Source organism: Pseudomonas sp. Leaf58 (genome assembly GCF_003627215.1).
Classification (GTDB): Bacteria; Pseudomonadota; Gammaproteobacteria; order Pseudomonadales; family Pseudomonadaceae; genus Aquipseudomonas.
On record NZ_CP032677.1, the window covers coordinates 358,010 to 372,602 of the forward strand.

Annotated in this window: 12 protein-coding genes; 9 read left to right on the forward strand and 3 right to left on the reverse strand. The window is 61.9% G+C overall.

Annotated features, from left to right (window positions below; genetic code table 11):
• Positions 1–55: 55 nt before the first annotated feature.
• Entirely contained in the window at positions 56–457 is a 402-nt protein-coding gene (locus DV532_RS01595; protein WP_056805751.1) for a lysozyme inhibitor LprI family protein, read from the reverse strand.
• 285 nt (positions 458–742) lie between these two features.
• Here DV532_RS01595 and DV532_RS01600 point away from each other — a divergent pair, with 285 nt between their 5' ends.
• From DV532_RS01600 to DV532_RS01625, 6 genes are all read left to right on the forward strand, one after another.
• Positions 743–1,720: a dipeptidase gene (locus tag DV532_RS01600; RefSeq protein WP_033703163.1), complete on the forward strand. Its 978-nt coding sequence runs from the start codon at positions 743–745 to the stop codon at positions 1,718–1,720.
• A gap of 78 nt (positions 1,721–1,798) precedes the next feature.
• Positions 1,799–2,329 carry a DUF5943 domain-containing protein gene (locus DV532_RS01605; RefSeq protein WP_056805749.1) on the forward strand — a complete coding sequence of 177 codons (531 nt, stop codon included), beginning with the start codon at positions 1,799–1,801 and terminating at the stop codon, positions 2,327–2,329.
• Positions 2,330–2,344: 15 nt separating this feature from the next.
• The gene (dgcA, locus tag DV532_RS01610; protein WP_056805746.1) at positions 2,345–4,405 is read left to right on the forward strand and encodes a dimethylglycine demethylation protein DgcA; all 2,061 of its coding nucleotides are present in this window, start codon (positions 2,345–2,347) and stop codon (positions 4,403–4,405) included.
• A gap of 173 nt (positions 4,406–4,578) precedes the next feature.
• Positions 4,579–6,531, forward strand: a complete 1,953-nt coding sequence (gene dgcB, locus DV532_RS01615) for a dimethylglycine demethylation protein DgcB (protein WP_056805744.1) — start codon at positions 4,579–4,581, stop codon at positions 6,529–6,531.
• Entirely contained in the window at positions 6,531–7,763 is a 1,233-nt protein-coding gene (locus tag DV532_RS01620) for an electron transfer flavoprotein subunit alpha/FixB family protein (RefSeq protein WP_056805740.1), read from the forward strand. The genes dgcB and DV532_RS01620 overlap by 1 nt, the downstream gene beginning before the upstream one ends.
• Before the next feature lie 10 nt (positions 7,764–7,773).
• Entirely contained in the window at positions 7,774–8,544 is a 771-nt protein-coding gene (locus DV532_RS01625) for an electron transfer flavoprotein subunit beta (protein ID WP_056805738.1), read from the forward strand.
• A gap of 687 nt (positions 8,545–9,231) precedes the next feature.
• Here the strand turns inward: DV532_RS01625 and gbcA are convergent.
• Complete coding sequence (gene gbcA, locus DV532_RS01630) at positions 9,232–10,524, reverse strand: glycine-betaine demethylase subunit GbcA (protein WP_056805735.1); 1,293 nt, start codon at positions 10,522–10,524, stop codon at positions 9,232–9,234.
• Between the two features lie 295 nt (positions 10,525–10,819).
• Between gbcA and gbcB the strand changes: the two genes are divergently transcribed.
• Complete coding sequence (gbcB, locus tag DV532_RS01640; RefSeq protein WP_056805731.1) at positions 10,820–11,920, forward strand: glycine-betaine demethylase subunit GbcB; 1,101 nt, start codon at positions 10,820–10,822, stop codon at positions 11,918–11,920.
• Between the two features lie 44 nt (positions 11,921–11,964).
• On the opposite strand, the gene DV532_RS01645 is transcribed toward gbcB, so the two are convergent.
• Positions 11,965–13,590, reverse strand: a complete 1,626-nt coding sequence (locus DV532_RS01645) for a methyl-accepting chemotaxis protein (RefSeq protein ID WP_056805726.1) — start codon at positions 13,588–13,590, stop codon at positions 11,965–11,967.
• A gap of 276 nt (positions 13,591–13,866) precedes the next feature.
• Between DV532_RS01645 and DV532_RS01650 the strand changes: the two genes are divergently transcribed.
• Together DV532_RS01650 and DV532_RS01655 are read left to right on the forward strand one after the other, a co-directional pair.
• Complete coding sequence (locus DV532_RS01650) at positions 13,867–14,097, forward strand: hypothetical protein (RefSeq protein ID WP_056805722.1); 231 nt, start codon at positions 13,867–13,869, stop codon at positions 14,095–14,097.
• On the forward strand, positions 14,094–14,396 hold the full coding sequence (locus DV532_RS01655; RefSeq protein ID WP_056805719.1) for a cell division protein ZapA: 303 nt from the start codon (positions 14,094–14,096) through the stop codon (positions 14,394–14,396). The genes DV532_RS01650 and DV532_RS01655 overlap by 4 nt, the downstream gene beginning before the upstream one ends.
• Positions 14,397–14,593 lie beyond the last annotated feature (197 nt).

Sequence of the window (14,593 nt, forward strand, 5' to 3'; positions counted from 1 at the left end):
GGTTCGAATTGCCAAGACAAATAAGGCGTAAGCTTTTCCTGCCCAGGTAATGCGGCTACTGCTGCCCAATGGATTGCAGATACTCCGAGCGGTCATCACTGCGCTGCGCCACGCAAGTATCCCAGGCCGCCTGGAAGGCCTTGCTGCCGGGTTTCTCGGCATAGGTTTCGACCTTGCAGTCGGCATCGCGCAGCTGCGCCCACAGCTTTTCGGCCGTGTCCATGCGCCCAACCAGGGCGGCGGCTTGGTCGCCTTCGTCGGCATACTGGTCGCGAATGCGCTGGATCAGGTCGTCATACGCCGCTTTCAGTTCGCGCTCGGCGGTCTGCTTGTTGAACGCAGCGCAGGCGTAGGTCTGCTGGTCGGTCTCGACGTTGTCACACGGGGTGCTTTCTTCCTCGCCGGCTTGCGCGCCCGATATGACAGCCAGCAGTACCAGCCATGCCATTGATCTCATCCCTTTTCTCCTCACCAGGCTGACGAATCGCTGGATTCTCGCTCAGCCGAAGGCCAGGCGGTAGCTCTCTGACGAAATGTTCATAAAGCGGCCAGAAATGTCGTTATCGAGACTCTCTCTCATCGCCAGGCGGCATGCCAGAGGGCGTGTTGTCGCGCATTGACGCTTTCGGCAAACCCCCTGTCGTTTTTGCATCGGGGCGCCTTTGGGCACAGGCATATGCTGGCCCCAAAGCGCCGGCAATAAGGTTTGGCGCCAACCCATTCAATAAAAGGGGACAGCCTGATGAGCCCAGCCGAACTTCACGCCGACAGTATCGTCATCGACGGCCTGATCATTGCCAAATGGAACCGCGAGCTGTTCGAGGACATGCGCAAAGGCGGGCTGACTGCAGCCAACTGCACGGTATCGGTCTGGGAAGGCTTCAAGGCAACCGTCGACCAAATCGCTGCCAGCCAGAAGCTCATCCGCGACAACGGTGACCTGGTAATGCCGGTGCGCACCACCGCCGACATCCGCAAGGCCAAGGAACTGGGCAAGACCGGCATCCTCTTCGGCTTCCAGAACGCCCATGCGTTCGAAGACCAGATTGCCTACGTCGATGTGTTCAAGCAGCTGGGCGTGGGTATCGTGCAGATGTGCTACAACACCCAAAACCTGGTAGGCACCGGTTGCTACGAGCGTGATGGCGGCCTGTCGGGCTTCGGCCGCGAAATCGTCGCCGAAATGAACCGCGTCGGCATCATGTGCGACCTGTCCCACGTCGGCTCCAAGACCTCCGAAGAAGTCATCCTCGAATCGAAAAAGCCAGTGTGCTACTCGCACTGCCTGCCATCGGGCCTGAAAGAACACCCACGCAACAAGTCGGACGAAGAACTGAAGTTCATCGCCGACCACGGCGGCTTCGTCGGCGTGACCATGTTTGCGCCGTTCCTGGCCAAGGGCATCGACTCGACCATCGACGACTACGCCGAGGCCATCGAGTACACCATGAACATTGTCGGTGAAGACGCTATCGGTATCGGTACTGACTTCACCCAGGGCCACGGCCAGGACTTCTTCGAGTACCTCACCCACGACAAGGGCTACGCCCGTCGCCTGACCAACTTCGGCAAGATCATCAACCCGCTGGGCATCCGTACCGTGGGCGAATTCCCCAACCTCACCGAAACCTTGCTCAAGCGCGGCCACTCCGAGCGCGTGGTGCGCAAGATCATGGGCGAGAACTGGGTCAACGTCCTCAAGGACGTGTGGGGCGAGTAAGCCGCTCTCCAAGCCTGAAAGCCCCTGCCAGCAACGCCGGGGCATCCCAACAAAAAATTTTTATGGAGTTGAGTTTCCATGGCCAAGATCGCCCCGCAATTGCCAATCGAAGTGGATACCGAAACCGGTGTATGGACCAGCGACGCCCTGCCGATGCTGTATGTGCCGCGCCATTTCTTCGTCAATAACCACATCGGCATCGAGGAAGTGCTGGGCGCTGACGCCTACGCCGAAATCCTCTACAAGGCCGGCTACAAGTCCGCCTGGCACTGGTGTGAAAAAGAAGCCGAGTGCCACGGCCTGGAAGGTGTGGCGGTGTTCGAGCACTACATGAAGCGCCTGAGCCAGCGTGGCTGGGGCCTGTTTGAAATCCAGGACATCGACCTGGACAAGGGCACCTGCAGCGTCAAGCTCAAGCACTCTGCGTTCGTGTACGTCTATGGCAAGTGTGGCCGCAAGGTCGACTACATGTTCACCGGCTGGTTCGCCGGCGCCATGGACCAAATTCTCGCTGCCCGTGGCAGCTCGATCCGCACCGTGGCCGAACAGGTCTACGGCGGGTCGGAAGAAGGCCACGAAGATGGCCTGTTCGTTACAAAGCCGTTGTAAGCCGGAGATAGCGTCATGGCATTCGAAGCAATGTTCCAGCCGATTCAGATCGGTAAACTGACCATCCGCAACCGTGTGCTCAGCACCGCGCACGCCGAGGTCTACGCCACTGACGGCGGCATGACGACCGACCGCTACGTGAAGTACTACGAAGAAAAGGCCAAGGGCGGTATCGGCCTGGCGATTTGCGGCGGCTCGTCGGTGGTGGCCATCGACAGCCCGCAGGAATGGTGGGCATCGGTCAACCTGTCGACCGACCGCATCATCCCGCATTTCCAAAACCTCGCCGACGCCATGCACAAGCATGGCGCCAAGATCATGATCCAGATTACCCACATGGGCCGTCGCTCGCGCTGGGACGGCTTCAACTGGCCGACCCTGATGTCGCCGTCGGGTATTCGTGAACCCGTGCACCGCGCCACCTGCAAAACCATCGAGGTGGAAGAAATTTGGCGCGTGATCGGCAACTACGCACAAGCTGCCCGCCGCGCCAAAGAAGGCGGCCTGGACGGGGTTGAGCTGTCGGCCGTGCACCAGCACATGATCGACCAGTTCTGGAGCCCGCGGGTCAACAAGCGTACCGACGAGTGGGGCGGTACCTTTGAAGGCCGCATGAAGTTCGGCCTGGAAGTGCTAAAAGCCGTGCGTGCCGAAGTCGGTGATGACTTCTGCGTGGGCATGCGTATCTGTGGCGACGAGTTCCACCCCGATGGCCTCAGCCATGAGGACATGAAGCAGATCGCTGCCTACTACGACGGCACCGGCATGCTCGACTTCATCGGCGTGGTCGGCTCGGGTTGCGACACCCACAACACCCTGGCCAACGTCATCCCCAACATGAGCTACCCGCCGGAGCCGTTCCTGCACCTGGCGGCCGGCATCAAGGAAGTGGTCAAGGTCCCGGTGCTGCACGCGCAGAACATCAAGGACCCGAACCAGGCCACGCGCATTCTTGAAGGCGGCTACGTGGACATGGTCGGCATGACCCGTGCGCACATGGCCGACCCGCACCTGATCGCCAAGATCAAAATGGGCCAGATTGACCAGATCAAGCAGTGCGTCGGTGCCAACTACTGCATCGACCGCCAGTACCAGGGCCTGGATGTGCTGTGCATCCAGAACGCCGCGACCTCCCGTGAATACATGGGCGTGCCGCACATCATCGAGAAGACCACCGGCGTCAAGCGCAAGGTGGTGGTGGTTGGCGCCGGCCCTGCTGGCATGGAAGCGGCCCGGGTGGCTGCCGAACGTGGCCACGACGTGACCCTGTTCGAGAAAAAGGACCAGATCGGCGGGCAGATCACCATCGCCGCCAAGGCCCCGCAGCGTGACCAGATTGCCGGTATCACCCGCTGGTACCAGCTGGAGCTGGCGCGCCTGAAGGTTGACCTGCGCCTGGGCACTGCCGCTGACGCGGCCGCCATTCAGGACCTGCGCCCCGACGTGATCGTGTTGGCAGTGGGCGGGCATTCGTTCCTGGAGCAAAACGAACACTGGGGCGCCGCCGAAGGGCTGGTGGTCAGCAGTTGGGACGTGCTCGACGGCAAGGTTGCGCCGGGCAAGAACGTGCTGGTGTACGACACCATCTGCGAGTTCACCGGCATGTCGGTGGCCGACTTCATCGCCGACAAGGGCAGCCAGGTCGAGATCGTCACTGACGATATCAAGCCCGGGGTGGCCATGGGCGGTACCACCTTCCCGACCTACTACCGCAGCATGTACCCCAAAGAAGTGATCATGACCGGCGACATGATGCTGGAAAAGGTCTACCGCGAAGGCGACAAGCTGGTGGCGGTGCTGGAAAACGAATACACCGGCGCCAAGGAAGAACGCGTGGTCGACCAGGTGGTGGTAGAGAACGGCGTGCGCCCTGACGAGCAGCTGTACTACGCGCTGAAGGAAGGTTCGCGCAACAAAGGCCAGATCGATGTGGAGGCGTTGTTCGCCATCAAGCCACAGCCGATCCTCAGCCAGCCGGGCGAGGGCTACCTGCTGTACCGCATCGGCGACTGCGTGGCCCAGCGCAACGTGCATGCGGCGATTTACGACGCCTTGCGCCTGTGCAAGGACTTCTGATCGCACTGTCGGCACACACCGGCCCCGGTGGGAGCGGGCGGGCCCGCGAATGCGTAGGCATGAACAACAAAGTTGTTTGAACTGACGCATTCGCGGGCCCGCCCGCTCCCACAAGGTCGGTGCAGGATTCCAGGGGCCTGATCCCCTTGCAACCGCTGTTGTGGGAGCCTCCCATGTTGAACACCCTTCTACCCATCCTGCTGTTCGCTGCCCTTGGTCTGGCAGTGCTCGGCGCCCTGCGCCGGGTGCGCATGTGGCGGCGTGGCCGGCCCTCCAAGGTCAACCTGATCGGCGGCCTGCTGGCCATGCCGCGCCGTTACCTGGTGGACCTGCACCACGTGGTCGAGCGCGACAAGTACATGTCCAAGACCCACGTGGCCACCGCTGGCGGCTTCGTGCTGTCGGCCGCGCTGGCGATCCTGGTGCACGGCTTCGGCCTGCAGAGCAAGATTCTTGGCTACGCGCTGCTGGTGGCCACGGTGATCATGTTCACCGGTGCCATCTTCGTCTTCAAACGCCGCCTCAACCCGCCTGCGCGCCTGTCCAAAGGCCCGTGGATGCGCCTGCCGAAGAGCCTGCTGGTGTTTGCCGCAAGCTTCTTCATTGCCACGTTGCCGGTCGCCGGCATCCTGCCGGCCAATACCGGTGGCTGGGTAATGGTCGCCATTCTCGGCCTGGGGGTGCTGTGGGGTGTGTCGGAGCTGTTCTTCGGCATGACCTGGGGCGGGCCGATGAAACACGCCTTCGCAGGTGCCCTGCACCTGGCCTGGCACCGCCGTGCCGAGCGCTTCGGCGGCGGCCGCTCCACTGGCCTCAAGCCGCTGGACCTGGAAGACCCGAACGCACCGCTGGGTGTGGAAAAACCGGTGGACTTCACCTGGAACCAGCTGCTGGGCTTCGATGCCTGCGTGCAGTGCGGTAAATGTGAAGCCATGTGCCCGGCCTTTGCCGCCGGCCAGCCGCTGAACCCGAAAAAGCTCATCCAGGACATGGTCATCGGCCTGGCCGGTGGCACCGACGCCCAGTTTGCCGGCAGCCCGTACCCGGGCAAGCCAATCGGCGAGCATGGCGGCCACCCGCACCAGCCGATCGTCAATGGCCTGGTCGACGCCGAAACGCTGTGGTCGTGCACCACCTGCCGTGCCTGCGTCGAGGAATGCCCGATGATGATCGAGCACGTCGATGCCATCGTCGACATGCGCCGCCACCTCACCCTGGAAAAGGGCGCTACCCCGAACAAGGGCGCCGAGGTGCTGGAAAACCTGATCGCCACTGACAACCCGGGCGGTTTCGCCCCTGGCGGGCGCATGAACTGGGCCGCCGACCTCAACCTGCAACTGCTGTCGGAGGTGCAAACCACCGAGGTGCTGTTCTGGGTCGGTGACGGTGCCTTCGACATGCGCAACCAGCGCACCCTGCGTTCGTTCGTCAAAGTGCTCAAGGCTTCCGGCGTGGACTTTGCCGTGCTCGGCCTGGAAGAACGCGACAGCGGCGACGTGGCACGTCGCCTGGGTGACGAAGCGACCTTCCAGCAGCTGGCCAAGCGCAATATCCAGACCCTGGCCAAGTACAAGTTCCAGCGCATCGTCACCTGCGACCCGCACAGCTTCCATGTGCTGAAAAACGAGTACGGCGCTTTGGGCGGCGACTACCAGGTGCAGCACCACAGCACCTACATCGCCGAACTGATCGCAGCCAAGAAGTTGAACCTCGGCCAACACAAGGGCGGCAGCGTCACCTACCACGACCCGTGCTACCTGGGCCGCTACAACGGTGAGTACGAAGCCCCGCGTGAAGTGCTCAAGGCGCTGGGTATCGAAGTACGCGAAATGGAACGTTCGGGCTTCCGCTCGCGCTGCTGCGGCGGTGGCGGCGGAGCGCCGATTACCGACATCCCGGGCAAGCAGCGTATCCCCGACATGCGTATGGACGACATTCGCGAGACCGAGGCCGAGTTGGTGGCTGTGGGTTGCCCACAGTGCACCGCCATGCTCGAAGGTGTGGTTGAGCCGCGCCCACAGATCAAGGACCTGGCCGAATTGGTCGCCGACGTGCTGATCGAAGAGGACACCCCTGCCGCCCCAAAGCCGCAAACGGCTAAACGTGAACCTGCGGAGGTGCACTGATGAGCGACATTATCCGCCGCGACCCGCGCGCCGAGTGGATCGCCCGTAACCGCCTGCACCCGTTGCACGCGGCCATGCAAACGCAACAGACCAGTTGGATGGGGCCTAACGGCGTCATCCGCAAGAACCCCCATGCGCTTGCTGCGGGCTTCATCGGCCCGGCCGGCATCAAGCGCATCGACCGCAGCGGCGCCCAGCAGGGCACCGGTGTGGGCGGGCGGCGTACGGCGGCGGCGGAGGTCAAGTTGCCGCTGCACCAAGTACCGGCACCGGCGTTCTACATTGCCGTGGTGCCAGACATGGTTGGCGGCCGCCTGAGCAGTCACGACCGCGACCTGCTCGGCCTGGCCCACAGCCTGGCCGGCAGCGACGGCGCGGTGCTGGCGGTGGTGTTTGGTGAGCACAAGGAAAGCAACTTTTCCACAGCCGGGGTCGACCGCCTGCTGGTCATCGAGGGCGAGGCCTTCGAGGGTTATGCACCGGAGCAACTGGTGCAGGGCCTGCGGGCTGTGGATAACCAATTCACCCCCCGTCACTGGTTGCTGCCCGACAGCCGCACTGGTGGCGGCGAACTGGGCCGGCGCCTGGGCGCAGCGCTGGGCGAACGCCCGGCAACGCGGGTATGGCAGGTCAAGGACGGCCAGTGCATCGGCCGTGCCGGGGCGGGCCAGCAAGACCTGCAGCGCACCGTACCGCGGTTGATCCTGGCGGCGGCAGAGTGTGCCGAGCCGGTCAGCGAAACCCGTCACGAAGCGCTGCCAGTGGAGTTGTCCACAAGCGTGGCGCGCAGCCTGTCGCGCATCGAAGACCTTGGTTCGGTGGCCGTGGACCCGGCTACCATTGCCATGGCCGAGGCCGAGTTCATCGTCTCGGGCGGTAACGGCGTCAAGGATTGGGACCTGTACCACCAGGCCACCGCGGCCCTGGGCGCCACCGAAGGCGCCTCGCGGGTGGCAGTGGACGACGGTTTCATGCCGCGCAATCGCCAGGTGGGCGCCACCGGTACCTGGGTTACCGCACGGGTTTATGTGGCTGTGGGTATCTCTGGGGCCATCCAGCACCTGCAGGGCATTGGCGCCTGCGACAAGGTGGTGGCGATCAACATGGACCCGGGCTGCGACATGATCAAACGGGCCGACCTGTCGGTGATTGGCGACAGCTCGGCGATTCTCAAGGCACTGATCGAGGCTGTGGATAACTACCGCAGCGGCGGCCAGCGCGACGCGGCATAAGGGCACGAGCATGAGTACTAAAGTGATCAGCCTGGTTTCCATCGGTGCCCACCCCAGCTCCGGCCGCGCCCGCCGCGCCGAGCAGGACGCGCGCGCCGTGGAGCTGGGTTTGCAGCTGGCTGGGGATAACTTGCAGGTGGTGCATGCCGGCGACCCGCGTGAAGAAGCGCTGCGTGCCTACCTGGGCATGGGCCTGGACCACTTGGACGTGCTGGAGCAGCCGGCTGGCGCCGATGTGCTGGGCGTGCTTGGGGATTACCTGCGCGACGCCGGGGCGCAGCTGGTATTGACTGGCAGCCAAGCCGAGACGGGCGAGGGGTCCGGCATGTTGCCGTTCCTGCTGGCCGAGAAGCTTGGTTGGCCGTTGATCGTGGGTTTGGCCGAGGTGGAGTCGATCGACAACGGCACCGCCCAGATACTGCAGGCCTTGCCGCGTGGTCAGCGGCGTCGGCTGAAGGTGCGCTTGCCGTTGCTGGCAACTGTGGATAACGCTGCGCCCAAGCCGCGCCAGAGCGCCTTCGGGCCGGCTCGCCGGGGTGTTTTGGCGGCGCGCAACGTGGCAATTGTCGACGACGAACTGCTGGCGGAGGCCGAACTGCAACCGGCTCGCCCACGGCCCAAGCGGCTTAAGGTGATCAAGGCCAAGAGCGGTGCCGACCGGATGAAGGCCGCAACGGCCAAGGCCAGTGGCGGCGGTGGCAAGGTGTTGAAGGACGTTACTCCGCAGGAAGGCGCCGAAGCCATCCTCAAGCTGTTGCTGGAAGAGGGCGTCCTCCGCTAGACGCAGAGCTGTATAGGAGCGGCCTTGCGTCGCGATGGGCTGCGCAGCAGGCCCCAGGGTCTTGAGTCCCACTCAGGATTGCCGGGGCTGCTACGCAGCCCGTCGCGACACAAGGCCGTTCCTATATTCAATTCACAGCATTGACTGCGACGCTTTTGCCCACCAAATCTGTTCGTCACCCTGTGGGTAAAGTGTTGGCGCATGGCCGCAGGCCTTGTACCACGCCGCTTCCATGTATTTGATCAAAAACCGATCAGCTTCTCTCACGGCATGCGCATCAGCATCTTGGTGTTTTTGCCCACAATCGCTGTTAGCCCCTCTGTGGATAATCTGTTCGATAGTGGCTGCGAGCCGCGTATTCAAAGGCCTCGAAGAATTTGTTCAAAAAATGATCAAAGGCGCCTTTTTACCAGTCAAACCTTGATAATCAGGACCTTGAAGCGCTTATCCACAGCTGTGGTGCAAAGGCTTTCGCGATTGCTCACAAACTCTGTTGGTGGCTCTGTGGATAAGGTGTATGAATACCGCTGCACGCGAGGGACCACGCGGGATTGACCAAGTTGATCAAATTGTGATCAGGGATCTGTTGAGGGCGAGTGCTGCAGGGAAGGGGGGAAACGCATTTCAGGCGGGGAATGAAGATGGGGAAGACCCCGCCACCAAGGTGTTCAGTGGCGGGGGTCGGGCTTATTGTGCCTGCACTTCCTTCAGGTAAGGCGCAGGTTCCGCTCCCAGGTTGTTCAGCACTCGCTGGCTGTACCAGTCAATGAAGTTGACCACACCAAACTCGTAGGTTTTCGAGTACGGCCCAGGCTGGTACGCGGTGGAGTTGATGCCACGCTGGTTCTCTTCGGCCAGGCGACGGTCCTGGTCGTTGGTGGCGTCCCATACCTTGCGCATGTGCTCGGGGTTGTAATCCACGCCTTCCACGGCGTCCTTGTGCACCAACCACTTGGTGGTGACCATGGTTTCCTGGGCGCTGATCGGCCACACGGTGAACACGATCATGTGGTCGCCCATGCAGTGGTTCCACGAGTGCGGCAGGTGCAGGATGCGCATCGAGCCGAGGTCTGGGTTCTGAATGCGGCCCATCAGCTTCTGGCAGGCCTGTTTGCCGTCCATGGTCATCGACACGGTGCCTTTGAGCAGCGGCATGCGCACAATGCGGTTACGCAGGCCGTGGCTCTTGTGCAGGTACGGGATTTTCTCGGCTTCCCAGGCGGCCGCAGAGCTGGCCACGTGGTCCTTGAATTCCTGGCTGGCACGCGGGTCGTTGGTGTCGTCCCATTCCAGCAGGGTTTGCAGCAGCTCAGGGTGCGAACCGGAGCAGTGGTAGCACTCGCGGTTGTTTTCCAGCACCAGTTTCCAGTTGGCCTTTTCCATCAAGGTGGTTTGCACCGCCACCTTGGTGTTCTCCATGTCGTACGGTTCCATGTAGTGTTCCAGGGTAGCCAGGAACTCGTCGATGGCAGGCGGGTTTTCCGCCAGGCTGATGAAGATGTAGCCGCCGGCAACCTTCACGTTGACAGGCTTGAGGCCGTACTCCTTCATGTCGAAGTCGGCGCCCATTTCGGTGCCGGCGAACAGCAGGCGACCGTCCAGTTCATAGGTCCATTGGTGGTAGTGGCAAACCAGCTTGGCCACTTTGCCTTTGTCGCTCACGCACAAGCGCGAACCGCGGTGGCGGCAAACGTTATGGAAGGCGTGCACCTTACCTTCGGCGCCACGTACCACCAGGATCGGGTTATTGCCGATCTGCAAGGTGATGTAGTTGCCTTTCGCCGGGATTTCGCAAGTCATGCCGGCGATCAGCCATTCTTTCTGGAAGATCTCCTGCATGTCGATCTGGAACAGACGCTCGTCGGTGTAAAAAGGCTGGGGCAGCGAGTAGGTGCGCTCGCGGGTCTGCAGCATCTCGGCGGTAGCCTTGCGTGCAGCTTCCAGTGGATCGCCCAGGCTCAGGGTTGCGGTGACGTCCATCGTGTATTCCTCGGGGCCGTATGCGGCCGGCAAAAGGTGGCTAATCGTTGTTGTGGTGCCGCAAGGCTGCTCATCAAGAAACAGCATGTTGTTTTGCCGTGGAGTGTGCGTCCGAAGGCGTCACGAACCGTATCCATGGGCGACATGGCCGAATTGAATTACGACTACGCAGCCCTTGTGGTGCGGGGCTGGTCGCGATAAGCACGTCGATGTCGCTGGCAGGAATGTACGCAGGCGCAAGCTTGCGCATTATCCAAGCCATAAAAAGGCCAATTGTCGGCTGCTGGAGATGAACATGTCCGATACCTTCCTCAATCCGGTCACTACCCAGACCTGGGCCAACGGCCGCCACATCGTGCGCTGCGTCAAGGTCATCCAGGAGACCTGGGACGTGCGCACGTTCTGCTTCATGGCCGACCAACCGATCATGTTCTTCTTCAAGCCAGGGCAGTTCGTTACCCTGGAGCTGGAGATCGAAGGCAAGCCGGTGATGCGCTCCTACACCATTTCCAGCTCGCCGTCGGTGCCCTACAGCTTCTCGATCACCGTCAAGCGTGTACCGGGCGGCCTGGTGTCCAACTTCCTCCATGACACCATGCACGAAGGCGCCGAGCTGCCGGTGCACGGCCCAGTCGGGTTGTTCAACGCCATCGACTTCCCCGCGGGCAAGGTGCTGTACCTGTCCGGTGGCGTGGGCATTACCCCGGTGATGTCCATGGCGCGCTGGTTCTACGACACCAATGCCAACGTCGACATGGTCTTCGTGCACAGCGCCCGTTCGCCGAAGGACATCATTTATCACCGCGAGCTGGAACAGATGGCGTCGCGCATCCCCAACTTCAGCCTGCACATCATTTGCGAGAAGCACGGGCTGGGTGAGCCTTGGGCGGGGTACCGTGGCTACCTGAACCAGCGCCTGATGGAGCTGATTTCGCCGGATTACATGGAGCGCACGGTGTTCTGCTGCGGCCCGACGCCGTACATGAGTGCAGTCAAGCGCATGCTCGAAGCGGTTGGTTTCGACATGAAGAACTACCACGAGGAGTCGTTTGGTGCGACGCCGCCGGAAGCCAAGGCCGACGCGGTCGAGCACGCCGAGCAGGCTGCCGACGCGCCGGAGCTGGACGCCTCCGACCTCAACCTGGTGGAGTTCATCGGCAGCGAGAAGAGCATCCGCATCGCCCCAGGCGAGACCGTGCATGCGGCGGCGGCCAAGGTTGGCTTGATGATCCCGAAAGCCTGCGGTATGGGCATTTGCGGCACCTGCAAGGTGCTCAAGCTGGGCGGCGAAGTGGAGATGGAGCACAACGGTGGTATTACCGAAGAGGACGAAGCCGAAGGCTACATTCTGTCGTGCTGCAGTGTGCCGAAAGGGGATGTGCGGATCGATTACTGATCCGAAATTGCAGGGGGCTGCTTTGCAGCCCCAGGTTGTTCTGGTCAGGTACGGAAGCGTGCCACCAACCCATTCAAATCCACGGCGAGGCGCGACAACTCAGCACTCGCCGCACTGGTTTGATGCGCCCCGGTGGCACTTTGCACCGAGAGGTCATTGATGTTCACCAGGTTGCGGTCCACTTCGCGTGCCACCTGCGCCTGCTCTTCCGCCGCACTGGCGATCACCAGGTTACGCTCATTGATCTGCGCCACCGCCCCGGCAATTGTGTCCAGCGCCATGCCCGCGCCACGGGCGATGTTCAGGGTCGATTCCGCGCGGTCAGTGCTGGTGCGCATCGATTCCACAGCCTTTTCGGTACCGCCCTGGATGGTGCCAATCATCCGCTCGATCTCGCTGGTCGACTGCTGGGTGCGGTGGGCCAGTGCCCGCACTTCATCGGCCACCACGGCAAACCCACGGCCCGCCTCACCGGCCCGCGCCGCTTCGATGGCCGCGTTTAGCGCCAGCAAGTTGGTCTGGTCAGCCAGGCCGCGGATCACGTCGAGTACCTTGCCAATGTCCCGCGACTGTTCGGCCAGGTGAGTAATCAGTGTGGCAGTAGCTTGCACGTCACCGCTCATGCGCTCGATGGCACCTACGGTTTCCATTACCAGGTCCCGACCATCGCCGGTCGAGCGGCTGACTTCGCTGGATGCTTCGGAAGTGCTCACTGCATTGCGCGCCACTTCTTCCACCGCGCTGGTCATTTCGGTAACGGCGGTGGCAGCTTGTTCAATTTCGTTGTTCTGTTGTTGCAGGCCCCGGGCGCTTTCATCGGTGACTGCATTCAGCTCTTCGGCAGCCGAGGCCAGCTGCGTAGCGGAGCCGGCGATCAATTGCAGGGTGTCGCGCAGCTTGTCCTGCATGCGTGCCATCGCACGCAGCAGGCGGGCAGCTTCGTCGGTGCCTTCGGCGCGGATGATGTGGGTCAGGTCACCGTCGGCGACCTGCTCGGCTGCCGTTAGCGCTTCCTCAATGGGTTTGACGATGCTGCGGGTCAGCAAGTAGGCGCACAGGAAGGTCAGGACGCTGGCGGCGATCAACAAGCCGATGACCAGGGCGAAGGCGGCTGCGTACTGGTTGGCGGCTTTTTCGTTGGTGGCGCGGGTCTGCTCGGTGTTGATGCGCACCAGGGTATCCATGACCTTGTTGATCTGCTCGGAGTTGGCCAGCAGGTCGCGGTTGAGCAGGTCGCGCAGTTCATCGATGCGGTTGGCCTGGCTCAGGGTGCGCATGCGCGACTCCAGTTGACGGTACTGGTTGAGCAACTGGCCGTATTGGTCGAACGCAGCCTGTTCGTCGGTGGCGCTGATCATCGCCAGGTAGGCTTGGCGAGCGCGGTCGATCTGGGTGTTGCGCTGGTCCAGCAGGCTCAGGGTGTCGCGCTGGGTTTCCGGCTCGCGGTTGAGCAGCAGGCGGTAGGAAAGGGTGCGCATGCGCAGGTTCAGCGCGGTGAGCTCGTCGAGCAGCTTGATGCTGGGTACGCTGACCTGCTCGATGGCGACGCCGGCTTGGCGGATGTTGCCCATCTGCACCAGGGAGAAGATGCCAAGGCCGAGCATCAATAGGCCGATAAGCGCGAAGCCGAGGAGCGCGCGCGGGGCGATATTCATATTGCGAAGAGACATGGAGGGGAGGATCCAGACAAGGGAGCAAGGGTGCGCAAAGTGCGACGAAAAAAGGCTTGCCGAGCTATCGGTCGTGACTGATCAGTCTTGAGCGCGACGGGTTAAAAATGTGAGGTGGCTAACCTTTTCCTGACCGGCGGTTGACGCAGATCGGAACAAGGCGGGGGTTACTCTGTCAATCTGCGGGTCAGACACCTTGTGAATCCGATATTTAATGGCGATGGGCCGCACTTTTCTTTATCGTGTGCGCCCCTCGCAACAACCTGAGATAGACCCATGCTGGAAGCATCCCTGAATCAAATCGAGCAACTGGTCAGCGACCTGATGCAGAAAAACGCTCAACTTACTGAGCAAAACGCCACCCTCGGTCAGCAACTGGCCCAGGCCAAGGAAGAGAACGAAACCCTGCAGCTGTCGCTGATGGAGCAGGAAGAGAAGAACGGTGCTACCGCAGCACGTATCCAGGCCTTGGTTGAGCGCGCCAGCGCGGGCGTTGTCGGCGCATGAGACTGCTAGAGCAGCCGATCAATGTCGTGTCGATACTCGGCATCGACTATTCGATCAAGGCGCCCGAAGGCCAGGAAGAAACCCTGGCCCAGGCGGTACGGATGCTCAACACTGCCCTGAACGAGACCAAGCGTCAGTACCCGACCTTGATCGGTGACAAGCTCCTGGTGCTGGCTGCCCTTAACCTTTGCTCCAAGCAGGTTGAGTTGCAGAAACAGCATCAACAGACTCTGGCGCGTACCCAGGCGCAGATCGACGCAACCGTGGACGCCATCGTACGGACCATTGCCGAGCAATAACGTTCTGCACCGACTCTTTGTAGGAGCGGGTTCACCCGCGAATGCGGCGGTGAATGCTACATCGCATTCGCGGGTAAACCCGCTCCCACAAGGTGCATCTGATTGCTTCAGATCACTGGATTAACTGGATACGCAAGTGTATACACTTTCCGCAAAACAATAATGTTGCGGGGAGCAGGGCATGGGTATCTGGCGTA

Bases quoted from the DNA above. Each gene is read 5' to 3' on its own strand.
- DV532_RS01595 (WP_056805751.1), bottom strand. From the start codon at position 457: ATGAGATCAATGGCATGGCTGGTACTGCTGGCTGTCATATCGGGCGCG.
- DV532_RS01600 (WP_033703163.1), top strand. From the start codon at position 743: ATGAGCCCAGCCGAACTTCACGCCGACAGTATCGTCATCGACGGCCTG.
- DV532_RS01605 (WP_056805749.1), top strand. From the start codon at position 1,799: ATGGCCAAGATCGCCCCGCAATTGCCAATCGAAGTGGATACCGAAACC.
- dgcA (WP_056805746.1), top strand. From the start codon at position 2,345: ATGGCATTCGAAGCAATGTTCCAGCCGATTCAGATCGGTAAACTGACC.
- dgcB (WP_056805744.1), top strand. From the start codon at position 4,579: ATGTTGAACACCCTTCTACCCATCCTGCTGTTCGCTGCCCTTGGTCTG.
- DV532_RS01620 (WP_056805740.1), top strand. From the start codon at position 6,531: ATGAGCGACATTATCCGCCGCGACCCGCGCGCCGAGTGGATCGCCCGT.
- DV532_RS01625 (WP_056805738.1), top strand. From the start codon at position 7,774: ATGAGTACTAAAGTGATCAGCCTGGTTTCCATCGGTGCCCACCCCAGC.
- gbcA (WP_056805735.1), bottom strand. From the start codon at position 10,524: ATGGACGTCACCGCAACCCTGAGCCTGGGCGATCCACTGGAAGCTGCA.
- gbcB (WP_056805731.1), top strand. From the start codon at position 10,820: ATGTCCGATACCTTCCTCAATCCGGTCACTACCCAGACCTGGGCCAAC.
- DV532_RS01645 (WP_056805726.1), bottom strand. From the start codon at position 13,590: ATGTCTCTTCGCAATATGAATATCGCCCCGCGCGCGCTCCTCGGCTTC.
- DV532_RS01650 (WP_056805722.1), top strand. From the start codon at position 13,867: ATGCTGGAAGCATCCCTGAATCAAATCGAGCAACTGGTCAGCGACCTG.
- DV532_RS01655 (WP_056805719.1), top strand. From the start codon at position 14,094: ATGAGACTGCTAGAGCAGCCGATCAATGTCGTGTCGATACTCGGCATC.